Annotated in this window: 26 protein-coding genes; 6 read left to right on the top strand and 20 right to left on the bottom strand. The window is 73.6% G+C overall.

Annotation, left to right across the window (positions count from 1 at the left end):
• Positions 1–47 precede the first annotated feature (47 nt).
• Positions 48–1,667: an ABC-F family ATP-binding cassette domain-containing protein gene (locus C3489_RS21585; protein WP_103783667.1), complete on the bottom strand. Its 1,620-nt coding sequence runs from the start codon at positions 1,665–1,667 to the stop codon at positions 48–50.
• Between the two features lie 71 nt (positions 1,668–1,738).
• Positions 1,739–2,404 carry a histidine phosphatase family protein gene (locus C3489_RS21580; RefSeq protein ID WP_103783666.1) on the bottom strand — a complete coding sequence of 222 codons (666 nt, stop codon included), beginning with the start codon at positions 2,402–2,404 and terminating at the stop codon, positions 1,739–1,741.
• A 65-nt stretch (positions 2,405–2,469) separates the two neighbouring features.
• Here C3489_RS21580 and C3489_RS21575 point away from each other — a divergent pair, with 65 nt between their 5' ends.
• The 3 genes from C3489_RS21575 (at position 2,470) to C3489_RS21565 (ending at position 5,133) form a co-directional block, all read left to right on the top strand.
• The gene (locus tag C3489_RS21575) at positions 2,470–3,963 is read left to right on the top strand and encodes a bifunctional phosphatase PAP2/diacylglycerol kinase family protein (protein WP_103783665.1); all 1,494 of its coding nucleotides are present in this window, start codon (positions 2,470–2,472) and stop codon (positions 3,961–3,963) included.
• Between the two features lie 135 nt (positions 3,964–4,098).
• A complete protein-coding gene (locus C3489_RS21570) occupies positions 4,099–4,920 on the top strand; it encodes a methyltransferase domain-containing protein (RefSeq protein ID WP_103783664.1) in 822 nt (273 codons plus the stop codon).
• A gap of 42 nt (positions 4,921–4,962) precedes the next feature.
• Entirely contained in the window at positions 4,963–5,133 is a 171-nt protein-coding gene (locus C3489_RS21565; RefSeq protein ID WP_103783663.1) for a hydrophobic protein, read from the top strand.
• Positions 5,134–5,170: 37 nt separating this feature from the next.
• Here C3489_RS21565 and C3489_RS21560 read toward each other — a convergent pair whose 3' ends face one another.
• From C3489_RS21560 to C3489_RS21500, 13 genes are all read right to left on the bottom strand, one after another.
• The gene (locus C3489_RS21560) at positions 5,171–5,452 is read right to left on the bottom strand and encodes a gas vesicle protein K (protein ID WP_103783662.1); all 282 of its coding nucleotides are present in this window, start codon (positions 5,450–5,452) and stop codon (positions 5,171–5,173) included.
• A complete protein-coding gene (locus C3489_RS21555; RefSeq protein ID WP_103783661.1) occupies positions 5,449–5,658 on the bottom strand; it encodes a gas vesicle protein in 210 nt (69 codons plus the stop codon). Before C3489_RS21555 ends, C3489_RS21560 begins: the two co-directional genes overlap by 4 nt.
• Positions 5,655–6,458, bottom strand: a complete 804-nt coding sequence (locus tag C3489_RS21550; protein WP_103783660.1) for a GvpL/GvpF family gas vesicle protein — start codon at positions 6,456–6,458, stop codon at positions 5,655–5,657. Before C3489_RS21550 ends, C3489_RS21555 begins: the two co-directional genes overlap by 4 nt.
• The gene (locus C3489_RS21545; protein WP_103783659.1) at positions 6,455–6,793 is read right to left on the bottom strand and encodes a gas vesicle protein; all 339 of its coding nucleotides are present in this window, start codon (positions 6,791–6,793) and stop codon (positions 6,455–6,457) included. Before C3489_RS21545 ends, C3489_RS21550 begins: the two co-directional genes overlap by 4 nt.
• Positions 6,790–7,932 (bottom strand): SRPBCC family protein, encoded by a 1,143-nt coding sequence (locus C3489_RS21540; RefSeq protein ID WP_103783658.1) that lies wholly within the window; start codon positions 7,930–7,932, stop codon positions 6,790–6,792. The genes C3489_RS21545 and C3489_RS21540 overlap by 4 nt, the downstream gene beginning before the upstream one ends.
• Positions 7,929–8,555 (bottom strand): DNA primase, encoded by a 627-nt coding sequence (locus tag C3489_RS21535; RefSeq protein ID WP_103783677.1) that lies wholly within the window; start codon positions 8,553–8,555, stop codon positions 7,929–7,931. The genes C3489_RS21540 and C3489_RS21535 overlap by 4 nt, the downstream gene beginning before the upstream one ends.
• The gene (locus C3489_RS21530) at positions 8,552–8,815 is read right to left on the bottom strand and encodes a gas vesicle protein GvpG (RefSeq protein ID WP_103783657.1); all 264 of its coding nucleotides are present in this window, start codon (positions 8,813–8,815) and stop codon (positions 8,552–8,554) included. The genes C3489_RS21535 and C3489_RS21530 overlap by 4 nt, the downstream gene beginning before the upstream one ends.
• A gap of 4 nt (positions 8,816–8,819) precedes the next feature.
• Positions 8,820–9,593 (bottom strand): GvpL/GvpF family gas vesicle protein, encoded by a 774-nt coding sequence (locus tag C3489_RS21525; RefSeq protein WP_103783656.1) that lies wholly within the window; start codon positions 9,591–9,593, stop codon positions 8,820–8,822.
• On the bottom strand, positions 9,590–10,018 hold the full coding sequence (locus C3489_RS21520) for a gas vesicle structural protein GvpA (protein WP_103783655.1): 429 nt from the start codon (positions 10,016–10,018) through the stop codon (positions 9,590–9,592). Before C3489_RS21520 ends, C3489_RS21525 begins: the two co-directional genes overlap by 4 nt.
• Positions 10,019–10,167: 149 nt before the next feature.
• Entirely contained in the window at positions 10,168–10,509 is a 342-nt protein-coding gene (locus tag C3489_RS21515; protein ID WP_103783654.1) for a gas vesicle protein, read from the bottom strand.
• A 100-nt stretch (positions 10,510–10,609) separates the two neighbouring features.
• On the bottom strand, positions 10,610–11,539 hold the full coding sequence (gene ligD, locus C3489_RS21510; protein ID WP_103783653.1) for a non-homologous end-joining DNA ligase: 930 nt from the start codon (positions 11,537–11,539) through the stop codon (positions 10,610–10,612).
• Positions 11,536–13,383 (bottom strand): transketolase, encoded by a 1,848-nt coding sequence (locus C3489_RS21505; protein ID WP_103783652.1) that lies wholly within the window; start codon positions 13,381–13,383, stop codon positions 11,536–11,538. Before C3489_RS21505 ends, ligD begins: the two co-directional genes overlap by 4 nt.
• Before the next feature lie 9 nt (positions 13,384–13,392).
• Positions 13,393–14,805: an NAD(P)/FAD-dependent oxidoreductase gene (locus C3489_RS21500; protein ID WP_103783651.1), complete on the bottom strand. Its 1,413-nt coding sequence runs from the start codon at positions 14,803–14,805 to the stop codon at positions 13,393–13,395.
• Between the two features lie 165 nt (positions 14,806–14,970).
• Between C3489_RS21500 and C3489_RS21495 the strand changes: the two genes are divergently transcribed.
• Both C3489_RS21495 and C3489_RS21490 read left to right on the top strand, forming a co-directional pair.
• Complete coding sequence (locus tag C3489_RS21495) at positions 14,971–15,924, top strand: LLM class F420-dependent oxidoreductase (protein WP_103783650.1); 954 nt, start codon at positions 14,971–14,973, stop codon at positions 15,922–15,924.
• 15 nt (positions 15,925–15,939) lie between these two features.
• Positions 15,940–17,031, top strand: coding sequence for an enolase C-terminal domain-like protein (locus C3489_RS21490; RefSeq protein WP_103783649.1), 1,092 nt, complete (start codon positions 15,940–15,942; stop codon positions 17,029–17,031).
• An 81-nt stretch (positions 17,032–17,112) separates the two neighbouring features.
• On the opposite strand, the gene C3489_RS21485 is transcribed toward C3489_RS21490, so the two are convergent.
• Positions 17,113–18,129, bottom strand: a complete 1,017-nt coding sequence (locus C3489_RS21485) for an SDR family oxidoreductase (RefSeq protein WP_103783676.1) — start codon at positions 18,127–18,129, stop codon at positions 17,113–17,115.
• A gap of 79 nt (positions 18,130–18,208) precedes the next feature.
• A complete protein-coding gene (locus tag C3489_RS21480; protein ID WP_103783648.1) occupies positions 18,209–18,706 on the bottom strand; it encodes a phage holin family protein in 498 nt (165 codons plus the stop codon).
• 105 nt (positions 18,707–18,811) lie between these two features.
• Here C3489_RS21480 and C3489_RS21475 point away from each other — a divergent pair, with 105 nt between their 5' ends.
• Positions 18,812–19,165 carry a VOC family protein gene (locus C3489_RS21475; protein ID WP_103783647.1) on the top strand — a complete coding sequence of 118 codons (354 nt, stop codon included), beginning with the start codon at positions 18,812–18,814 and terminating at the stop codon, positions 19,163–19,165.
• 38 nt (positions 19,166–19,203) lie between these two features.
• Here the strand turns inward: C3489_RS21475 and lpdA are convergent, their stop codons facing one another.
• The 3 genes from lpdA to C3489_RS21460 form a co-directional block, all read right to left on the bottom strand.
• A complete protein-coding gene (gene lpdA / locus C3489_RS21470) occupies positions 19,204–20,568 on the bottom strand; it encodes a dihydrolipoyl dehydrogenase (RefSeq protein WP_103783646.1) in 1,365 nt (454 codons plus the stop codon).
• Positions 20,555–21,508, bottom strand: a complete 954-nt coding sequence (locus tag C3489_RS21465) for a lipoyl synthase (RefSeq protein ID WP_103783645.1) — start codon at positions 21,506–21,508, stop codon at positions 20,555–20,557. The genes lpdA and C3489_RS21465 overlap by 14 nt, the downstream gene beginning before the upstream one ends.
• Before the next feature lie 140 nt (positions 21,509–21,648).
• A complete protein-coding gene (locus C3489_RS21460; protein ID WP_258054889.1) occupies positions 21,649–22,959 on the bottom strand; it encodes a helix-turn-helix domain-containing protein in 1,311 nt (436 codons plus the stop codon).
• Between the last annotated feature and the right edge of the window lie 114 nt (positions 22,960–23,073).

Genomic DNA, 23,073 nt, shown 5'->3' with positions numbered 1-23,073 from the left:
GCCAAGGCCCGCCCCACAGGTGTCCAGCCAATCCGTCCCAGGGAGCTCTAGCGCGCCCGCTCCACCCGCCGTTCGTCCCACACCGGCTCCGCGGTCTCCCGCAGCCGGCCGTCCGAGCCGAAGACCAGGTAGCGGTCGAAGGAGCGGGCGAACCAGCGGTCGTGGGTGACGGCGAGGACCGTGCCCTCGTAGGCCTCCAGCCCCTCCTGGAGGGCCTCCGCGGACTCCAGGTCGAGGTTGTCGGTGGGCTCGTCCAGCAGCAAAGCGGTGGCGCCGGCGAGCTCCAGCAGCAGGATCTGGAAGCGGGCCTGCTGGCCGCCGGAGAGGCGGTCGAAGGTCTGCTCGGCCTGCCGGGTGAGCTCGTAGCGGCGCAGCCGGGACATCGCCGCGCCCCGGTCCTGGGAGTGCTCCTGCCACAGGATGTCCAGCAGGGTGCGGCCCTGCAGCTCCGGGTGGGCGTGGGTCTGCGCGAAGTGGCCGGGCACGACCCGCGCGCCGAGCTTCCACTGGCCCGTGTGGGCGACGTCCTCGCCGGCCAGCAGGCGCAGGAAGTGGGACTTGCCGGAGCCGTTGGAGCCGAGGACGGCGACCCGCTCGCCGTAGAAGACCTCCAGGTCGAAGGGTTTCATCAGGCCGGTCAGTTCGAGTCCCGCGCAGGTCACGGCCCGTACGCCGGTGCGGCCGCCCTTGAGCCGCATGGTGATCTCCTGCTCGCGCGGCGGCTCGGGCGGCGGTCCGGCCTCCTCGAACTTGCGCAGCCGGGTCTGGGCGGCGGCGTACCGGGAGGCCATGTCGTGGCTGACGGCGGCGGCCTGGCGGAGGTTCAGGACGAGCTTCTTCAGCTGGGCGTGCTTCTCGTCCCAGCGGCGGCGCAGTTCCTCGAACCGGGCGAAGCGTTCCCGGCGGGCCTCGTGGTACGTGGCGAAGCCGCCGCCGTGCACCCAGGCGTCGGCGCCGGCCGGGCCGGGCTCCACCGAGACGATCTTCTCGGCGCCGCGGGCGAGGAGCTCCCGGTCGTGGGAGACGAACAGCACGGTCTTGCGGGTCTCGCGCAGCCGCTCCTCCAGCCAGCGCTTGCCGGGTACGTCCAGGTAGTTGTCCGGCTCGTCGAGCAGCAGCACGTCGTCGGTGCCACGCAGCAGCGCCTCCAGCACCAGCCGTTTCTGCTCGCCGCCGGACAGCGTGCGCACCTGCCGCCACTGCGCCTTGTCGTACGGCACGCCGAGCGCGGCCGTGGTGCACACGTCCCACAGGGTCTCGGCCTCGTAGCCGCGTGCCTCGGCCCAGTCGGCGAGGGCCTGCGCGTACCGGAGCTGGGAGGCTTCGTCGTCCACCGTGAGCAGGGCGTGCTCGGCGGCGTCGACGGCGGCCGCGGCCTCGCGGATGCGGGGCGGCGCGACGGAGACGAGCAGGTCGCGCACGGTCGTCTCGTCCCGTACGGACCCCACGAACTGCCGCATCACACCGAGCCCGCCGCTGACGGTGACGCTCCCGCCGTGCGGTTTCAGCTCCCCGGACAACAGCCGCAGCAGGGTGGTCTTGCCCGCTCCGTTGGGACCGACGAGGGCGACGACGGCTCCCTCCCCCACCCGGAAGGACACGTCACCGAGCAGTGCCCTCCCGTCGGGGAGGTAGTACTCCAGGTGCGAGGCTTCCAGATGTCCCATGGTCGGGCATTCTCCGGGTCGGCCGCCGCCCGCGGCAAACCGTTATCGGCCGCAGGCCGCGGCGGACCCCGTTACGGCCGCTGCTCGGCGTCCGGCACGGCCTCTCCCGTCGGGCCGGGCTCACCCGGCGGGACGACCGTCTCGTCCGCCCAGGTCAGGGCCGTCCAGCCGGTGGCCGGACCGCCCTCCAGGGCGACGACGCCGGTGTTGCGCAGCGGGTGGGCGGCGGCGAAGGGGATGGAGACGTTGCCGGCGCGGGCGGCGGTCCACATGCGGATCGCGGCGCCGTGGCTGACCAGGGCGACCGTCCCGGCGCCGGATCGCGCCGCCTCGGCGACCACCGCGTCGTAGCGGGCCAGCACCTGAGCCCCGCTCTCGCCGCCGGGCAGGCGCAGCGCGGTGTCGCCGGCCGCCCAGGCGAAGACGGTCTTCATGTACAGCCGGCCCTGCTCGCTGTCGCCGGGCAGCATCTCCAGGTCGCCGGCCGCGATCTCCCGGATGCCGTCCCGCACGCGCACGTCCAGGCGGCGGGCGGCGGCCAGCGGAGCGGCGGTGAGCCGGGCGCGGATCAGGGTGGAGGCGTAGACCGCCTCGATGTCCTCGTCGGCGAGCGCGGCCGGCAGCGCGGCGGCCTGCTCTTCGCCGAGCGCGGTGAGGGCGGGCCCGGGTGGCGCCGTGTCGAGCAGATGCCGCACGTTGGACGGGGTCTCCGCGTGGCGGACGAGCAGCAGGCGCATCGGGGGTCCTCCGTACGGTGCACTCCCCCGGTCGCAGACGGCCACCACAGGGTACCCGCCTGGGTATGAGTCCCGATGTCGATCTCACCGCTCCCAGGCCCGACGGGCACCTGCTGCGCGAGAAGCTGCTCGCGCTGGACTGCCGTCTCTTCGAGTTCGCCGCGCAGCGGCACTGGCCGGCCGCCGAGCCGGTGCTGCCGCGGCTGAGCCGCAGCGCCAACCACGGGCTGCTGTGGTTCGCGACGGCGGCCGCCATGGCGGCGAGCCGCACCCCCCGGGGCCGCCGGGCCGCCGCGCGCGGCGTGGCCTCCCTGGCCCTGGCCTCGCTGACCATCAACACCCTCGGCAAGCGCTCGGTGCGCCGCGCCCGGCCGGTGCTGGACCCGGTACCCCTGGTGCGGCAGCTGAAGCGGCAGCCGATCACCACGTCGTTCCCGTCCGGTCATTCCGCGTCGGCGGCCGCGTTCGCGACCGGGGTGGCGCTGGAGTCCCCGGCCTGGGGCGCGGCGGTGGCGCCGGTGGCGTTCTCGGTGGCGATGTCCCGGGTCTACACCGGCGTCCACTTCCCGAGCGATGTGCTGGCCGGGGCGGCCCTCGGTGCGGGCGCCGCCTTCGCCGTACGGGGTCTGGTGCCCACCCGGGAGCAGCTGGCGCCGCCGGCCCGGCCGCGGGCCGACGCGCCGGTGCTGCCGGACGGGCGGGGTCTGGTGCTGGTGGCCAACACGGGGGCGGGCACGGCCGACCGGGTGCGGGCGCTGCGGGACGCGCTGCCGGCCGCCGAGGTCGTGGAGTGCGCCCCGCAGGAGATGCCGGCGCAGCTGGAGAAGGCGGCGGCCCGGGCGGTCGCGCTCGGGGTGTGCGGCGGCGACGGCACGGTGAACACGGCCGCCGAGGTCGCGCTGCGCCACGGGCTGCCGCTCGCGGTGCTGCCCGGGGGCACGCTGAACCACTTCGCCCTGGACCTGGGCGTGGAGGACGCCCGCGATCTGGCGGCGGCGCTGACGCGGGGCGAGGCCGTGCGCGTGGACGTGGGCCGGTTCTCCTCCGGCGAGCGGCGCGGCATCTTCGTCAACACGCTGAGCCTGGGGGTCTACCCGGAGCTGGTGCGGGAGCGGGACCGCTGGGCGCACCGCATCGGCGGCTGGCCGGCCGGGGTGCTCGCGGCGCTGCGCGTGACGCGCGCCGGCCGGCATCCGCTGGAGGCCGAGGTGGGCGGCCGGCCGCACCCGCTGTGGCTGCTGTTCGTCGGCAACGGCACCTACCACCGCATGGGTCTGACGCCCGGGCGCCGGCTCGATCTGGCGGACGGGCAGCTGGATGTGCGGGTGGTGCACGGCGGCCGCCGCCCGGCGCTGCGGCTGCTGGCCGCGGCCGTGGGGGGCCCGCTGACCCGCTCGCCGGTGCACGCGGCGGTCCAAGTGCCCCGGCTGCGGCTGACGGACGTCGCCCCGGGCACGCTGCTGGCGTACGACGGTGAAGTCGCCCCCGTGGAGGGCGAGCTGACGGTGGAGAAGCTGCCGCAGGCGCTGACGGTCTACCGGCCCGTACCCGCTTCCTGACGTTCCCGGCAGTCCGGAACTGACTCACCGTCAGTCCACATGGCAAAACGCGTATCTCATCATTCGGCCGTCAGGCGTACGGTGTCGAGCACCGGGCCGGTCCACGGCCCGGGCTCGACGAGGAGGGGTACAGCCATGCCGAAAGCGCAGGAGACGGCCGTCTACACGCACGGGCACCACGCGTCGGTGCTGCGATCGCACACCTGGCGCACCGCCGCCAACTCGGCGGCCTACCTGCTCGGTGCGCTGAAGCCCCACATGCGCGTCCTGGACATCGGCTGCGGTCCGGGCACCATCACCGCGGACCTGGCCGAGCTGGTCCCCGACGGGCATGTCACCGGCGTCGACCAGGCGCCCGGGATCCTGGAGCAGGCGCGGGCCGAGGCCGCCGGGCGCGGCCTGACCAACGTCGACTTCGCCACCGCCGACGTGCACGCGCTGGACTTCCCGGACGACACCTTCTGCGTGGTCCACGCCCACCAGGTGCTGCAGCACGTCAGCGACCCGGTGCAGGCGCTGCGCGAGATGAAGCGGGTGACCAGGCCCGGCGGCTTCATCGCGGTCCGCGACGCGGACTACGCGGCGATGACCTGGTATCCGCTGCTGCCCGGGCTGGACGACTGGCTGGAGGTGTACGAGCGGGTGGCCCGCGCCAACGGGGGCGAGCCGGACGCGGGACGCCGGCTGGCCGCCTGGGCGCACGCGGCCGGTCTGACCGACGTCACGGCGAGCTCCAGCACCTGGACCTACGCCACGCCCGAGGAGCGGGCCTGGTGGAGCGGCCTGTGGGCCGAGCGCACGGTGGCCTCCGCGTTCGCCGGGCAGGCCGTGGCCGGCGGGCATGCCACCGAGGCGGACCTGGCCGCCGTCGCGGAGAGCTGGCGGGAATGGGGAAAGCACCCCGACGGCTGGTTCGCCGTCCTGCACGGCGAAATTCTGTGCCGCACGGAAGTCTGATTCCCGCTTTTCGGGAAACACGGATCGCAGGAGGTTGACACTATGGTTCCCATCCTGCTGGTACTGCTTCTGGCGATAATCCTGTTCGGCGTCGGGTTCGCAGTGAAGGCTCTGTGGTGGATCGCACTCGCGGTCCTGGTCGTATGGCTGCTGGGATTCCTGCTGCGGAGCACGACCGCGGCGGGCGGCAGGGGTCGCTGGTACAGGTGGTGAGGTAACCGGGAGGAAACCCCGGGGGGTGACCCCGGGGTCATTCCCGGGGAAGCAGCGGTCCGAGCGGCCCGAGGTCCAGATTGAGGTCCTCGGGCCGCAGTCCGTACCGGTCGCGCAGCTCGGCCATGCGGTCCTCCAGCAGCATCAGCGTCAAGCCGATGCGCTCCTCCTGCTCCTCGCTGAGGTCGCCGGCGTCGAAGCGGCGCACCGCCTGGCGCTCCATGAGCTGGCGCAGCAGTTCCACCACGGTCAGGACGAGCTTGACGAGATCGCGCTCGACGGTGTCGGGATCGAGGTCGACCCGGTTGCGGCTGGTCACGGCAGCTCCTTGCGCGTCGGAAGCAGGGGGTCGAACGGCGAGGGCACCTGGGCGTTGACCGAGCTGATGAGCGCGTTCAGGTCGATGCGCACCAGGTCGACGTCGGCGATGCGCAGGGTGATGTCCCCGGTGATCACCACACCGCCGGCCAGTAGCCGGTCCAGCAGGTCCACCAGAGCGATCTCACGGCGTTCGACGACGGTCACCCCGACACCTCCCCGGCCGGCCGCGCGGTTTCCACGAAGGAATAGGCGGCCCACGGTCCGGTGAGTTCCACGCGCATTCCCGGAACGTCGTCCTTCGTGCGGTCCACGAGTTCGACGAATTCCTCGGACTGGGCGCGCGGCACCAGGTATGCCGCATTGAGCACATTCCGCCCCGCCGCCCCGGAAAGCGCCGGGTTCTGCGGCGCGTGCACCCGGGAATCCTCGGCGTGCGCGGAAAGGGACTCGTGCAGTCGCGTGGCGAATTCCTCGGCCTTTTGCCACATGTCCTCGTGCGCTTTGGCGCGCATACTGCGCCGGCGCAGATAGTCCCGCCCGGACGGAGTCGGCCCGGCCTGCGAGGAGGCCTGCGGCGAGGGCGTCCCGAGCTGGGCCTGCTCGCCCTGGACCTCCGCGTACACCTTCACACCCCACTCGACCTTGCCCTGCAGCCGGTCCAGGGTGCGCCGGAAGTCGCGTTCGCGGGCCTCCATCATGGTGCGCACCCCGCTGTCGTCCCGGAAGACGGTGCCCAGGCGCAGCGGCAGCGGCGTGGTGACCACGGTCAGCGCGTCGATCACCCCCTGGTGGGCGCGGGCGGTCGCCGTCACCCAGTCGAGGTCCTCCAGATGGGCGCGCAGCGCCTCCTCGCCGAAGTCCCGCTCCGGCACCTCGCTGTAGACGGCGATCAGCCCGTGGTGGGTCAGCGACCGGGGCGGCGCACCGCCGACCCCGGTCAGCTGCGCCTGGAGGGGCGCGGTGAAGGGGCGGCACACGGCGTAGACGTACCGCAGTCCGGTCATGGGGCCTCCTCCTGGCCGTGGCCGGCCTCCAGCTCCGCCAGCCGGGCCCGCAGCTCGGCGTTCTCCCGGGTGAGTTCGTCGCGCCGGGCGCGGCTGGACAGCGCCGGGTCTGTCTCCCACCAGTCGATACCCATCTCCTTGGCCTTGTCGACAGAGGCCACGATGAGCCGCAGCTTGATGGTGAGCAGTTCGATGTCGAGCAGGTTGATCCGGATGTCACCCGCGATGACGATGCCCTTGTCCAGGACACGTTCGAGGATGTCGGCGAGGTTGGCGCCGCTGCCGCTGCCGTAGGGCTCGGGCAGGCGGCCGGACATGGGGCTGGGTGTGGTCATCGCCGGCTCCCGGAGTACTCCTCCTCGTCCTCCTCCTCTTCCTCGTACTCGTCATCGGCGTCCCCGGCACCCTCGTCCTCGTCGCCCTCCTCGGGCTCCTCCTCGTACTCGTCCTCCTCGTCGTACGGCTCCTCGTCGTACGGCTCCTCGTCCTCGTCCGCTTCGGCTCGCTCCCGGCCCTCCTCCTCGGGCTCCTCCTCCTCGCCGTACTCGTCCTCGGCCTCCTCGCCCTCCGCGGCCTCGGCCTCCATGGCGTCCTCGTGGCTGCGGGTGACCTCGCCGTCCTCGATCTCGCCGCGCCAGCCCTCGTCCACCTCTCCCTTGAGGGTGATGAAGCGGGCGTAGTGCTTCAGGTCGAGACGGACCCGGCGGCCCTGGGCACGCCAGATGTTGCCGGTCTTCTCGAAGAAGCCGGAAGGGTAGTACTCGATCACCAGCAGGACGCGGGTGAGGTTGTCCGCGAGCCGGTGGAAGGTGACGACGCCCTTGGTGGAGCCCTTGGCGCCCTCCGACGTCCAGGAGATGCGCTGGTCGGGGACCTGCTCGGTGGTGGTCGCCTTCCAGCTGCGGCTGGACCACCAGATCTTCGCCTGCCAGTCGGAGTGGGTGTCGTCGGCGCGGCTCGCGCTCTTGACGCCCTTGGCGAAGCTGCTGAAGTCCTGGTACCGCGTCCACTGGTCGTAGGCGGTGCGCAGCGGCACGCCGACGTCGATGTGCTCGATGATCACGGTCGGTTTGTTGCCGGCGCGGCCCTTGCCGCCCTTCTTGCCACCGAAGAGGCCCTTCAGCTTCCCCATCACGCTGTCCTTGGCGCGGGAGCCGCCGAGTTCGAGGGCGGTGCGCATCGGGCCCTTGCCCTCGGCGAGTTTGCGCCCGCCGTCGAGGGCCAGCTTGGCGAAGCCCGGGCTCTTGCCCTCGGCGATGTCGTTCAGTTTCCCGGTGGTCTCGCCGAGCTTGTGCCCGACACCGGTGAGCATCCGGGTCGCCTGGGCGGCAAGGTAGTCCTGCAGCTCGGCCTTGAGCCGGTCGGCGGCCTCGCTGTGCGCCAGGTCGCCGAGGGGGCTCTTGCCCGTCGCGTCCTTGGCGGCGCCCGCCGCACCCCGCGCGGCGGAGCCGGCCGCTCCCACAGCCTCGGTCATCGTTCACCGCCTCCCTTCCGCTGCCCGCCCCGGCCGCCGGCCTTGGCCGCCGTCTTGCGGGCCGAGGAGGTCTTCTTCGCCGCGGTGCCGGCGCCGGGCGCCTTCTTCGCGGCCTTCTTGGCGGGGGCGGCCTTGTCGGCGGGGGCCTTGCGGGCCGCCTTCTTCGCCGTCCCGCCCGCCTTCCTCGCCGGGGCGTCGCGCTCGCCGGCCTCGGGCTTCTTCCGCGACTCCCCCGCGTCCTCGGGCTCGTCGCCGGCGGTCTCGTCGCGCTCCTCGGCGCCGTTCTCCTCCTCCTCCTCGTCCCGCTCGCCGGGGCCCTGCCCGCGCAGATCGGCGGTACGGGCGTGCAGCCGGTCGGCGAGCGCGCCGATCTGCCGCTCGACGAGGGCACCGGAGGCCGCCTTGCCGGCTCCGCGCAGGTCACCGCGCAGCTGCTCCCCGAGCTCCTTGACCTGCGGGTTGTTCTTCAGCTGCTGATTGACCAGGTCGGCGACCATGCGCGGGCTGAGATTCATCCGCTTGCCGGCGACCATGCTGCCGACGGCGAGCGCCAGCTTCGCCTTTTTCGTACGTCCGAGGACGTATCCGGCCCCTACCGCGAGGCCCAGTCCCACTCGGTTCATCGTGCCGTCCACTCACCTGTTCCCGCGCTCGCGCGCGTCGACGTCTCCAGCCGGTCGAGAAGCTCGTCCTCCTGGCGGTCGAACTCCTCCTCGGTGATCTCACCGGCCTCCAGCCGTTCCTCCAGGCGGGCCAGCTCGGACCGCACGGTGGCCGGGTCGTAGTAGATCCGCTCCGCCTCCTGGAGCACCTGTCTGATCACCCAGGCGCTGCCGCGCACCGGAGCGAACGGCAGCAGGAACACCTCGCCGAGCAGGCCCATGCCCTCACCCCTCTTCGGTCTCCGCGCCGCCGGCCAGGCTGGCCGAGTGCTCGGCCGGGCCCGGGTCGACGAAGCTGTAGGGCGGCAGCGGCCCGTTGACGCGGATCTCCAGCTGCGGCAGGTCCTTGCGGGCCTGCTCGACCGCGGCCACGAACCGGTCGGCCGCGTCCTTGTCGACCAGCAGCGACACGTTGGCCAGCCAGCCGCTGGACTCCGGTCCGGCGCTCACCGCCTCGGCGACCGGCTCCAGCATCCGCTGCAGGACGGTGGCGTCCTCTGCCTCCTTGGCCTTGACCGCCGCGGCGACCATCTCGCCCAGGCGCAGCTTGTCGTCGTAACTGCCGCCGCCCGCGCGCCGGTTGGCCTCGGCCAGGGAGCGGATCTCGGGGCTCTCGGCCATCACCCGGTGCAGGACCGCCTCCTCCACGTGGTTGGCCTTGACGTTGTACTCCACACGGCCGTCGAGGGCGCGCAGGCGTTCCTTGTAGTGGTCGGCGCGCTCGGTGAGCACCGAGACGACGGTGTCGTCGTCGGGGGCGACGCTGCCGAACCGCATGGGCAGCACGCAGCCGGCCGCGCCCGCCTCGCCGAGCACGTTCTGGTGGGCGAGCAGGTCGCGCCGCTTGGGGCGCAGCCCCTCGGGGGCGTCGCTGACGATGGCCGCCAGCTCGCCCGCCGTGAGGATGCGGACCGGGCGCGCGGGCTCGCCGACGCCGTCCATGCCCTCGGGAAGCTTCGGGTGGGAGGCGGCGGCGATGCCGTAGACGTACGTGCTCACTCCTGCTCCTCCTCCCGCTTGCGACGGGCCGCTGTGGACCTGCGGGGCCGCCGCTCCTCGGTCTCACCCTCCTCGCGTGCCTGCTTGAACGCGTCGGAGATGGTCTGCGCGGCGCCGGACAGGGCGCCCTTGGACTTGCCGCGCGCGCCGGACTCGGTGACCTCGCCGACCAGGTCGGGAAGGCCCGGGCTCTTGTGCGGCCCGGCCTCCAGGTCGAGCCGGTTGCACGCCTCGGCGAAGCGCAGGTAGGTGTCGACGCTGGCCACCACGACGCGTACGTCGATCTTGAGGATCTCGATGCCGACCAGGGACACCCGCACGAACGCGTCGATGACCAGCCCCCTGTCGAGAACGAGCTCCAGAACGTCGTAGAGGCCGCTGGTGCCGCCTCCGCCGCCGGTCTGCTGTGCCGGGACAACGGTCATGCCGACCGTGCCTCCTTCTGTCGTCAGTGATCGTGTCTGTTGCGGTCGTCGAGACCGGTGATCCACCGGCTGCCCGGTGCGGGCCCGGTGGTCCACCGCCCGCATCGTGCGGGTCCGGTGATCCACCGGCCGGCTCGCGGTCCGGAGACCTAACGGCCGCCTCGGGCGTCTGCCCGGCCGCGCTCGTAACGCCGGACCTTCCGGTATCCGGTGAGCTGCCCCTCGGGGTCGAGGTCGACCTGGTAGCTCGCCATGAGGCTCATCGTGTCGGGCACCCGGGCGAGTTCGAGGACCTCGACCTCCAGGGACCAGCCGTCCTCCGTCTGCTCGAAGGACGACACGGACTCGGGGTTCATACCGGTCAGCTCGGCGAGCTGGGCCCGTGCGTTGCGGAGCACCTCCATCGGGGTCAGCCGCTCGTCGGCGGTCTGCCGCTCATCGGGTTCGTTCGGTGAATTCTGCGAATCTCGCGTGTTCTTTGTGTTCGCCATGGCCACCTCTCCCCTCCGTGTGGCCGCTCGTTCCATGGCCAAACCTTCACCCGGGCAGGCGCAAGTGGTATGAGCGCTTCCACTCGCGCACGGTGGTCGGTCAGCCGCGCAGCGCGTCGAGCCGCCGCCGGGCCGGCCCGAGCGCGCGCCCGCGGCCCATCAGTCCGGCCCAGGGGTTGGTGCGTGCCTGGTCGACGGCGTCGGCGATGCTCCAGCGGCGGGCGTGGAGCCCGGGGTCGTCCAGCTGGTCCCAGGTGATCGGCACGGCCACGGGTGCGCCGGGCAGCGCCCGCACGGTGAACGGGGCGACGGCGGTCTGGGCGTAGGCGTTGCGCTGGACGTCGAGATAGAGCCGGTCGCCGCGGTCCTTCTTGCGGGCGGCGGTGGTGAGCCGGTCGGGATGCCCGGCGGCGAGCAGCTCGGCGACGTCCCGGGCGAACTGCCGCACCGCCTCGAAATCCTGACGGCCACTCAGCGGGACGACGACATGGAGGCCCCTGGACCCGGTGGTCATCGGGGCCGACGGCAGGCGCAGCTCGTCGAGGAGTTCGCCGAGCCACCGGGCGGCCTGCCGGACGGCCGGGAAGTCGTCGCCGGGCGGGTCGAGGTCGAAGACCAGGCGGTCCGGGGTGTCGATGCTGCCGGTACGGGAGAGCCAGCGGTGAAAGGTGAGGCAGGCCTGGTCGGCGAGGTAGACGAGGCTGGCGGTGTCCTCGCACACGGTGTGGCAGACGGTGCCGTCCTCCTTGGGCAGCTCGACGCGGCTGATCCACTCCGGATAGTGCTCCGGGGTGTTCTTCTGCATGAACCGGGGCCCGTCCACGCCGTCCGGGTGCCGCTCCAGCATCAAGGGCCGGCCGCGCAGATGCGGCAGCATGAACGCGGCGACGGACCGGTAGTAGTCGACCAGGTCCGCCTTGGTGTACTCCTCGGCCCCGCCGCCGTCGCCCGGGAAGAGCACCTTGGCGGGCCGGTGCACCTGAACGGTCCGGCGCCCGGCCCGCACCGTGCGCGCCTCCGGGGCGCTCACCGCACGACCGCCTCCCCCACCAGCAGCCGCCCGGCGGCCGCGATCGACTCGGCGTCGATGCCGGCGGCGCGCAGTTGCTCCTCGGGGGTCGCCGAGCCCGGCATGTTCCGCACCCCGAGCCGGACCAGGCGCGGCACGGGCCGCCCGTCGGTGAAGGCGTCCAGGACGGCGTCGCCGAGGCCGCCCTCGGGATGGTGGTCCTCGACGGTGAGCAGGCAGCCGGTCTCCTCGGCGGCCTGCCGCAGCGTGTCGGCGTCGACCGGCTTGACGGAGTACAGGTCGATCACCCGGACGGCGATGTCCTGCGCGGCCAGCGCGTCCGCGGCGGCGAGCGCCTCGGGCACGGTGACCCCGGCCGCGACGATCGTCAGCCGGTCGCTCCCGGAGGAGCGCAGCACCTTGCTGCCGCCGACGGGGAAGTCCTCGTCCGGGCCGTAGAGCACCGGGGACTTGCCGCGCGAGGTGCGCAGGTACCGGATGCCGTCCAGGGAGGCCATCGCGGCGACGAGGTGTGCGGCCTGGTTGGCGTCGCACGGGTACAGCACGGTGGAGCCGTGCACGGCCCGCATCATCGCCAGGTCCTCCAGGCCCATCTGGGAGGGGCCGTCCTGCCCGATGGCCACCCCGGCGTGCGAGCCGACCAGATTGATGCCGGACCCGCTGACGGCCGCCATCCGCACGAAGTCGTAGGCGCGGGTGAGGAAGGCCGCGAAGGTGGAGGCGTACGGCGTCCAGCCGCGCGCGGCGAGCCCGACGGCGGTCGCGACCATCTGCTGCTCGGCGATGTAGCACTCGATGTACCGGTCGGGGTGCTCCTTGCCGAACAGCTCGGCGCGGGTGGAGTCGCCGACCTCGCCGTCGAGGGCGACGACGTCGCCGCGCCCGCGTCCGAGGGCGGCCAGCGCCTTGCCGTAGGCGTCCCGGGTGGCGGCCTCCTCGCCCTTGTCCCAGCGGGGCAGCTCGTAGGGTGTGCTGGTGGCGGACCGCAGCACGGTGACCGTCGGCGGCGCGTGCACCTCGACGCGCAGGTCGCGCACGCCGCCCAGCTCCCGCACGGCCTCCTCGGCCTCGGGCAGGGGCTTGCCGTGCAGCCCCTCGCGGTCCTGGACCGCTGCCACACCCTTGCCCTTGAGGGTGCGGGCGAGGATGGCGGTGGGCTGCCCGGCGGTGGACAGGGCCTCCCCGTAGGCGCGGTCGACGGCGTCGACGTCATGGCCGTCGATCTCGATGGTGTGCCAGCCGAAGGCCTGGAAGCGGCGGGCGTAGGCGTCGAGGTCGTGGCCGTGCCGGGTGGGTCCGCGCTGTCCGAGCCGGTTGACGTCGACGATCGCCACCAGGTTGTCCAGATGCTCGTACCCGGCGTGCTCGGCGGCCTCCCACACCGACCCTTCGGCGAGTTCGCTGTCGCCGGTGAGGACCCACACCCGGTAGCCGTCGTGCTCCAGCCGCTTGCCGGACAGCGCGATGCCGACGCCGACCGGCAGTCCCTGGCCGAGCGAACCGGTGGCGGTCTCCACCCAGGGCAGCCGCTGCGGGGTCGGATGCCCCTCCAGCCGGCTGCCGAGCTTGCGGAAGGTGAGCAGCTCGTCGTCGTCGATGGCCCCGGCCGCCTTGTAGACGGCGTACAGCAGGGGCGAGGCGTGGCCCTTGGAGAGGACGAAGCGGTCGTTGCCCGGGTGGTCGGGCCGGTCGAAGTCGTAGCGCAGGTGGTGGGCGAGCAGGACGGCCATCAGATCGGCCGCGGACATCGACGACGTCGGATGCCCGGAGCCCGCGGCGGCGGCCGCGCGCACGCTGTCCACGCGCAACTGCTGTCCGAGTTCGACGAGTTCACCGGTGTTCATGAGGCTCCTTCAGCTTCGGTCGTCGGGTTCGTCGGTGCGCTTGACGGGACCGGGGGCGGGATGGTCGGCGTCGAGGACGTCGGGTCCGGGCTGCTGGGCGGACTCACGGTCGGGTCCTCCGGGCATCCGGGCCAGCTCGGGTGAGGCCGTGTCCAGGGGCACGGACCAGGACCGCACGAGCCCCAACTGCACGCCCTGGCGCGGCAGTACGGCGTCCAGCAGCCAGTCGGCGGCGACCCGGACCCGGTTGCCGGGCATCGCCGCGAGGTGGTAGCCGCGGGTGACGAGCCCGGCCGGCGCTCCGGACAGCGGAACGCCGAGCGGGTTGGCGGCGGCCTGGACGCCCCCGAGATCGACGACGAACCCCATGTCCCGGTGCGCGTAGGGCCGCAGCTCGCCGCCGCTGAGCGAGGCGGCGACGTTGAGCCCGGCGAGCTTCCCCTGCCGCCAGGCGTGCTGCGCGGTCATCGGTGTGTACGCGCCCGGCTTGGCCGGGTCCGGTACGGCGGCGGCGTCCCCGCAGGCGAACACCTCGGGCCGCCCCGGCACGCGCAGGGTCGGCTCGACGAGGAGCCGCCCCTTCTCCATCGGCAGCCCCAGCGACTCGGCGAGCGGATCGGGCCGCACGCCCACGCACCACACCAGGGAGCGGGTGTCGACGAACTCACCGTCGGTGAGCAGGACGCCGCGCTCGGTCGCCTCCTTCACGGACGTGCCCATGCGCACGTCGACGCCGCGCTCGCGCAGCACGCGGTCGGCGGTGCGGGACAGCCGTTCGTCCAGCTCGGGCAGGACGCGCTCGGCGATGTCGAGCAGCATCCAGCGCGGGCGGGTTCCGTCACCCACGGGACGCCTGCGCACCAGCGCGTCGGTGAACAACTGCCCCTGCGCGGCGACCTCGGTTCCGGTGTACCCGGCGCCGACGACGACGAAGGTGCAGCGTGCGGCCCGGGCGGCGGGATCGTCGGCGCCGGCGGCCAGTTCCACCTGCCGAATCACGTGGTCCCGCAGATACAGCGCCTCGGGCAGCCCCCGGAAACCGTGGGCGTGCTCGGCGATCCCGGGAATGGGCAGCAGCTTGTTGACGCTCCCCGCGGCGAGCACGAGCCGGTCGTACTCCAGGGCCCCGCTGTCCCCCTCGGGCCCGGTGTAGTGCACGGTCCGCGCGTCCAGGTCGACGCGACCGGCCTCCCCGAGCACCAGCCGCACGTCCCGCAGGGTCCCGGTCAGCGACACGGTGACCCGCCGCGCCTCAAGGATCCCGGCGGCGACCTGGGGCAGCAGGGGCAGATACAGAAAGTAGTCGGTGGGATTGAGCAGCACGATCTCGGCCCGTCCCCGGGCCAGCCGCCCCAGAGTCCGCGCCGCCCGGTAACCGGCGAATCCTCCACCGACGATCACGATCCGGGGTCGACTCACCATGACTTCCCCTCCACCGCCTGCATCTGCCACGAGACCCTCCGCGTTTCCCCGGGCGGGGGGCCGAAACGTGGGGCTCGGTGGCGCGGCCCCAGCGTTCAGTGGCGCGGCTGTGGGTACTCGGTCGCGGACCAGCGCTCCCACCCCCATCTCGGGGAGGCACCACCCATGCCCGAGTACGGCTACTTCCTCTCCTGCGAGCAGTACGGACCCGCGGAGCTGATCGAGCAGGCCCGGATGGCCGAGCAGGCCGGGTTCCAGGCCCTGTGGATCTCGGACCACTACCACCCCTGGAACGACGAACAGGGCCAGAGCCCCTTCGTGTGGTCGGTGATAGGCGCCCTCTCCGAAGCCGTGTCCCTGCCGATCGAGACAGCCGTCACCTGCCCCACCGTCCGCATCCACCCCGCCGTCGTCGCGCAGGCCGCCGCCACCAGCGCGGTCATGACGAACGGCCGCTTCCGTCTTGGCGTCGGCACCGGTGAGGCCCTCAACGAGCACATCCTCGGAGGCCCCTGGCCCCCGGCGCACGTACGCCTGGAGATGCTGGACGAGGCCATCCAGGTGATGCGCCGCCTGTTCACCGGCGAGGAGGTCAACCACCACGGCACGCACTACACGGTGGAGAACGCCCGCCTCTACACGGTCCCCGACGAGCCGGTCCCCATCGACATCTCCGGCTTCGGCCCGGCCGCCACCAAGCTGGCCTCCCGGGTCGGCGACGGCTACATCACGATCGAGCCGGACCCGGACATGGTCGAGCAGTACCGCAAGGGCGGCGGCGGGGCCAAGCCCGTCAGCGGCGGCACCAAGGTCTGCTACGACACCGACAAGGACGCCGCCGTCCGCACGGTCCACCGCCTGTGGGCCAACGAGCAGCTGCCCGGCGAACTCGGCCAGGTGCTGCCCTCGCCCAAGCACTTCGAGCAGGCCCAGCAGCTGGTCACCGAGGACATGGTCCGCGAGAGCCGGGTGTGCGGCGACGACGTGGACGAGCACGTCGCCGAGCTCCGCCGGTTCGCCGACGCGGGCTTCGACGTCGTCTACGTCAACCAGATAGGCCCCGACCTGCGCGGCTTCTTCGACTTCTACCGCACGAAGGTGCTGCCGCAGCTGACCTGAGAGGACAGGGACGCGATGAAGCTCCACCGGCCGGCCGTGTCGGTGTACACGGTGCCGACCGACGCCCCCGAGGCGGACGGCACGCTCTCCTGGGACGCGACGTCGATCGTGATCGCCGAGGTGAGCGCGGGCGACGCGACCGGCACGGGCTGGACGTACGGCCCGCCGGCCGTCGGCGCGTTCCTGGACGAGCAGCTGGGCCCGCTCGTCGAGGGCCGCGACCCGCTGGACATCCCGGCGGTGCACGCCGCGATGAGCGCCTCCGTGCGCAACGCAGGCCGCCCGGGGGTCGCCGCCTGCGCGATCTCCGCGCTGGACATCGCCCTGTGGGACCTGAAGGCCCGGCTGCTGGAGCTGCCGCTGGCCCGGCTGCTGGGCGTCTGCCGCGAGGAGGTCCAGGTCTACGGCAGCGGCGGCTTCACGACGTACCACGACACCCATCTCGCGGCCCAGCTCAACGGCTGGGTGCACGGCCAGCACATCCCGCGCGTCAAGATCAAGATCGGTGAGGACTGGGGGCGCGCGGTACGCCGGGACCTGGCCCGGGTGCGCGAGGCCCGCCGGGTGATCGGCTCACAGGCCGAGCTGTACGTCGACGCCAACGGCGCCTACACCCGCAAGCAGGCGGTGCGCATCGGACACACGCTCGCGGAACAGGGCGTCGGCTGGTTCGAGGAGCCGGTGTCCTCCGACGACCTGACCGGGCTGCGCCTGGTGCGGGACGCGCTGGTGTGCGACGTGGCGGCCGGCGAGTACGGCTACGACCTGCCGTACTTCGCCCGGATGATCGCCGCAGGCGCGGTCGACTGCCTGCAGATCGACGCGACCCGATGCGGCGGGATCACGGAGTTCCTGCGGGCCGCGGCGCTGGCCCAGGCACACGGCCTGGAGGTGTCCGCGCACTGCGCCCCGCACGCGCACGCCGCCGCCTGCGCGGCGCTGCCGAACCTGCGGCACATCGAGTGGTTCCACGACCACGTCCGCATCGAGGACATGTTCTTCGACGGCGCCCTGGATCCGGCCGGCGGCACGATACGGCCCGTGACCGGTCCCGGCCACGGGCTGGAGCTGCGCACGGAAGAGGTGGCGCGGTACCGGGTGGCGTGAGCCGAGCGCGGCCGGCCGGCTCGGCGGCACCCGCGGGGCACCGCGCCACCCCGGGGAGCGCACTCCGCACTGCGGCCGGTCTCACCCGCGCCCGCGCCGCAGCCCCGCGGCGAGCGCCGCGCCCAGGCCGCCCGCCAGGAGTCCCGCGCCCAGCCGGCCGCGGTTGAGCGAGAACCACACCTGGGTGCTCCGCCCGGCCGACTCGGCGTCGAACCGTCCGTGCGCCCCGTGGTCGTGGCCGTGCGGGCCGTCGAACGGGCTCCACAGGTTCCCGCCCCCGCCGTGCCCGCCCTCCTCCTGCTGGGACTCGTACCCCGTGCGCGCCAGGTACCGGTCCAGCAGTCCGGGCGCCACGGCGTTGGCGATCAGCGTGGCCGCGGTGGAGCCGCCCACCCAGTACTCGCGCCGCCGGGCGTGCGAGGACGCGTGCACGATGGCCTTCGCCGCCAGCTCCGGCTGGTAGACGGGGGCGACCGGGCGTGCCCGCCCCGGCAGCCGGTCGATCACCCAGTCGAACTGCGGGGTGTTCACGGCCGGCAGCTGCACCATCGTGGTCCGCACCTTGCTGCCGTCGTGCAGCAGCTCGCAGCGCAGGGACTCGGTGAAGCCCTGGATGGCGTGCTTGGCACCGCAGTACACCGACTGCAGCGGCACCCCGCGGTAGGCGAGCGCGGAGCCCACCTGGACGACGGTGCCCTTGTCGCGCGGCAGCATGTGCCGCAGCGCGGCCCGGGTGCCGAACACATAGCCCAGGTAGGTCACCTCGGTCACCCGGCGGAACTCGTCGGGAGTGACCTCGGTGAACGGCGCGAACACGGTGGAGAAGGCGTTGTTGACCCATACGTCGATGCCGCCGAAGGTGTCGGCGACCCGCTGCGCGGCGTCGTCGACGGCCTTGGCGTCGGACATGTCGACGGGGACGACGAGCGCCTCCCCGCCGGCCCGCTGCACCTCGTCCGCCGCGGCGGCCAGTCCCTCCCGGCCACGGGCGAGCAGGGCGACCCGGTCGCCGCGCTCGGCGAAGGCCAGGGCGGTGGCCCGGCCCACGCCGCCGCTCGCCCCGGTGACCACGACGGCTTTGCCTCGCTTCTTCAGCACCACGTCAGCAACCCCTCAGCACTCGCGGCAGCCCTTCTTCCCTCCAGCGTCCCTTCCGGACGGCCCCCGCGCCCGCTCGTCACGCCCGATGGTGGGGCGACTCGGTGTCGGCGCCGTCCGGGCCGGCCCCGCCCGGCGTGACGGGCGGCACGGGCGGCATCGGCGGCACGGGCCGGACGCCGGCGCCGGAGCCGTCCGCGCGGCCGGCGGGCCAGGCACCGCCCACGGGGTGTTCGCCCCCGCCCGCCGCGGGTCCGGCCGTGCTCTGCGGAGCGGGCCGTGACGCGGAGGGCCGTGCGGCGGCGCGCAGCGCGTAGGCGGCGGCCCCGAGGACCGCGGCCGTGATCAGCGCGGCCGCCCAGCCGGGCAGGCCGAGCGCGAGCGCCAGTCCCAGAGCGAGCGCGAGGGCCGCGCCCGCGTACAGCGCGGCGGCGCCGGACGCCGCGTACAGCAGGGCGGTGCGGCGCCGTTCCCGGGTCTGCCGCCGCAGTTCGTCCCGTACGGTCTCACGAGCCACCTGCGCCAGCTCGTCGACCAGGTGCTTGTCCAGATGCTCCAGGTGATCCAGCGGTTTCATGACGGCCGGGTACCCGGGGCGACCTGAGCGTAACGGCGTGCAGCGGGGCGCGGGGATCGTGTGAAGCGATCACCGGGCGGGCGGCGCCCAACTAGGCTTCCCCGTATGGAGATCCTCGGTGCCACGCTCCGCATCTGCGTCGACGACCTCGATGCCGCGATCCCCTTCTACGAGCGGCTCGCGGGCGGCAGAGCCCTGCGGTTCGAGCGCGCCGGCGTGCAGGTCGCCGCGGTCGGCTGCTTCCTGCTGATGAGCGGGCCCGAGGCGGAGATCGAGGTGCTGCGCCGGGTCGCGGCGACCATCGCGGTCGCCGACGTCGACGAGGCGCACGCCGTCCTCACCGAGCTGGGTGCCGAGGTGGTGGCGGGCCCCGTGCCGACCCCGGTGGGCCGCAACCTGATCGCCCGCCACCCGGACGGCGCGGTGTACGAGTACGTGGACCGCCGGCCCCCGCGCTGAGCCGGGCGGCCTCGCCCGCGCGGTGTGGCCGGGCGGCCTCAGCCGTGGACGTGCAGCGGTCTGCCCGCCACGGCCAGCAGTGCCTCGCCGAGGGCCTCGGCCTGCGTCGGGTGTGCGTGGACGAGGCCCGCGAGGTCCTCGACGCTCGCCCGCGTGCCGCAGATGACCTGGGCCTCGCCGATCAGTTCACCGACGCGTTCGCCCACCATGGTGACGCCGACGACCGGTCCGTGCGGAGCCCGGACCAGTTTGATCCCGCCGGCGGTGCCGAGGATCTGTGAACGGCCGTTGCCGGCCAGGTCGTACGTCACGGTCTGCGCGCTGCCGTACGCGGCGGTGGCGGCCGCCTCCGTCAGGCCGACCGAGGCGACCTCCGGGGTGCAGTACGTCACCCGGGGAACGGTGGCCTCGTCCACCGGGCCGGGGTTCAGTCCGGCGATGTCCTCGGCGACGAACATGCCGTGCTGGAAGCCGCGGTGGGCCAGTTGCGGGCCGGGCACGAGATCGCCGACCGCGTACACCCCCGGCAGGTTCGTGCGCAGCCGCTCGTCGGTGACCACGAATCCGCGGTCGAGGGCCAGTCCGGTCCGCTCGTAGCCGTGCCCGGCGGAGTGGGGGGCGCGGCCGACGGCGACCAGCAACAGGTCGGCCGACAGGCGCTCGCCGGACTCCAGGACCACCGACACGCCGTCACCGTCGCGCTCCGCCCCGGCGAGCCGTACACCGGTCCTGACCTTGATACCGCGCCGGCGGAACGCCCGTGCCAGCAGCTTGGAGGCGAACTCGTCCTCGCCGGGCAGCAGCCGCGGCAGCGCCTCGACCACGGTGACCTCCGCTCCGAAGGAGCGCCAGACGCTGGCGAACTCCACGCCGATCACACCGCCGCCCAGGACGACGACCCGCTCCGGTACGAAGTCCAGTTCGAGGGCCTGGTCGCTGGTGACGACGGGCCCGCCCGTCTCCAGCCCGTGCGGTGTCCTGGCGTACGAGCCCGTCGCGAGCACGACGTGCCGGCCGGTGTGGCGCCGCCCGGCGGCCTCCACGGTGTCGGGCGCGACGAGCGTGCCGGTGCCCTCGACCACGGTGACGCCGTGCGCCGCGGCCAGTCCCCGCAGGCCCTGGTACAGCTTGTCCACCACGGCGTCCTTGTAGGCGGTGACGGCACCGACGTCGATGCCCTCCACCGAGGACTTCACCCCGAAGCGGTCGCCCGCGCGGGCGGTGTCGGCGACCTCGGCGGCGTGCAGCAGCGCCTTGGTGGGGATGCACCCCCGGTGCAGGCAGGTGCCGCCGAGCTTGTCCTTCTCCACCAGGGTGACGGACAGCCCGAGTTGGGCGGCGCGGAACGCGCAGGCGTAGCCGCCCGGTCCGCCGCCGAGGACGACGAGGTCAGCGTGGTTCACGGGTACTCCAGTCGGTGTTCGTGCGTGATGCGATCGCCTGGGCGTGGAGCCGTCCGGCGCGGTAGGAGGAGCGGACCAGGGGTCCGGACAGGACGCCGGCGAAACCGATCGCCTCGGCCGTCTCGCGGTGCCGGACGAACTCGTCCGGCCCGACCCACCGCCGCACCGGCAGGTGCCGCGCCGAGGGCCGCAGGTACTGGGTGATGGTGACCAGCTCGCACCCGGCCTCGTACAGGTCGCGCAGCGCCGGGCCGACCTCCTCCGGGTCCTCGCCCATGCCGAGGATGAGGTTGGACTTGGTCACCAGGCCGGCCGCCCGCGCGCGGGTGAGCACCTCCAGCGAGCGTTCGTAGCGGAAGCCGGGCCGGACCCGGCGGAAGATCCGCGGCACGGTCTCCAGGTTGTGCGCGAGCACCTCGGGGCACGCCGCGAAGACCTCGGCGAGCCGCTCTGGGCGGCCGGAGAAGTCCGGGATCAGCAGCTCCACCGCCGTCCCGGTGCCGAGCGCGTGGATGCGGCGGACCGTCTCCGCGTACAGCCAGGCCCCGCCGTCCGGCAGATCGTCGCGGGCCACGCCGGTGACCGTGGCGTAGCGCAGCCCCATGGCGGCCACCGACGCGGCCACCCGGCGCGGTTCGTCGCGGTCCAGCTCCTCGGGCCTGCCGGTGTCGATCTGGCAGAAGTCACAGCGCCGGGTGCACCGGTCGCCGCCGATCAGGAAGGTGGCCTCGCGGTCCTCCCAGCACTCGAAGATGTTGGGGCAGCCCGCCTCCTGGCACACGGTGTGCAGGCTCTCGCGTTCGACCAGGTCGAGCAGCCGCTCGTACTCGGGTCCGGTGCGCACCCTGGTCCTGATCCAGGGCGGCTTGTCCTCGATGGGCGACCGGCTGTTGCGGGCCTCGACGCGCAACAGCCTGCGCCCGTCCGGCGCGACGGTCATGTCGTACGCTCCCTCGGGCCTCGGCTCAGGCGGCGGCCGGGACGGCCGCCCGCACCGTCACTGTGCTGGCCGGCCCGCGGGGCGCCAACCGTTGCGGGGGGTTGCGCCGGCTCGACGTCAGGCGGGCGGCCCGGCGAGCGTCACCGGCCGGCAGCCGCCGGTGTCATGGCACGCCCCTCCTGCGCCGCGCGCCTGAGCCGGCACACCGCCGGCGCCGTGGAGTGGGGCAGGAGCGCCGTGGGCTCGTCCGGGCGGACGACGTCCGTCCGCACGCCGTCGGCGAAGCGGTAGGGGCGGTGCTGGAGCAGCCCGGCGAGCTGCCGCCGCAGCCGGGACACCTCCGCGCGCACGGTGACGGTACGGCTGCGGTCGCCGAAGAGGTCGTCCGCGAGCTCCGCCGCCGTGCGGCCCGAGGGGTGTTCGGCGAGGACGAGCAGGACCTCGGCGTGGCGCGGACTGAGGTCGTGCGTCCAGGTGCCGCTCGGTCCCTCGACCTTGAGGTACGCCTGCCGGGGGTGCCGTACGTCAAGGACGATCCGGGTCGGCGGCGCGCTCTCCTCCTCCATCACCCGCAGCAGCCAGCCGCCGGGGAGGGGTTCGACGGCGCACCGCCCCAGCGCGGGCAGCCAGGCCTGGCCGTCGTGCACCGTGCCCGGCAGGACCACCCGGTCGACGGGGGCCAGCCCGGAGACGGCGGCGACCCAGCCGTGCCGGTCGGCGACCAGCGCCCGGTCCGGGATACGGGCGAGCACGGGGGCGGCGACGGACCGCAGCCGTTCCAGATCGCCGAGGTGGGCGGTGCGCAGTTCGGCCTCGGCCAGGCGGCCGACGGCGTCGACCAGCGCCAGGGTGCTGGGGTGGAAGGTGGAGGCGGGCCCGCTCACGTCGATCACGCCGAGCACCCGGCCGTCCCGGGGGCTGCGGATGGGGGCGGCCGCGCAGGTCCAGGCGTGGTGGGTGCGGACGAAGTGCTCCGCCGAGTGGACCTGCACCGGCCGCCGGGTCACCAGGGCGGTGCCGATCGCGTTGGTGCCGACGGTGGTCTCCGACCAGGAGGCCCCTTCGACGAAGCCCAGTGACTGGGCCTTGGTGAGCACCGCCCGGCTGCCGCCCCGCCACAGCACGCGGCCCTCGCGGTCGGCGATCACCAGGATGTGCCAGGAGGCGTCGGCGATGGACAGCAGGCTGCCGCGCAGCGTGTCCAGCACGTCGCTCAGGCCGCAGGTCCGGCGCTGGTGCTCGACCTCCTCGACGGTGAGCGGGCCGGTGGCCGCGCCGCGGTCCGGGTCCACGCCGGTGGCCAGCACCCGCTGCCAGGACTCGTGGATCACCGGGCGCGGTGAGGCGGACGGGGCCTCACCGTTCAGCACCGCCTCGTGGACCCGGGCGAGCAGCCGGGCGTACTGGCGGGGGTCGGTGCCCTCGGGTGGGACCGCTGGGTCGAGGTGCACGTTGCGCACGCGGTTCTCCAGTCGTCCTTGACCGACTTGTGCGGCGGGCCGGGTCGCCGGGCCCCTCCATGGTGCGTCAGCCCCCCGGGGCGGTAAACCCCTCGTCGATGACAT

The sequence above is a fragment of the Streptomyces sp. Ru71 genome (assembly GCF_002920535.1).
Classification (GTDB): domain Bacteria; phylum Actinomycetota; class Actinomycetes; order Streptomycetales; family Streptomycetaceae; genus Streptomyces.
This window is presented reverse-complemented; position numbering and strand designations above follow the sequence as displayed.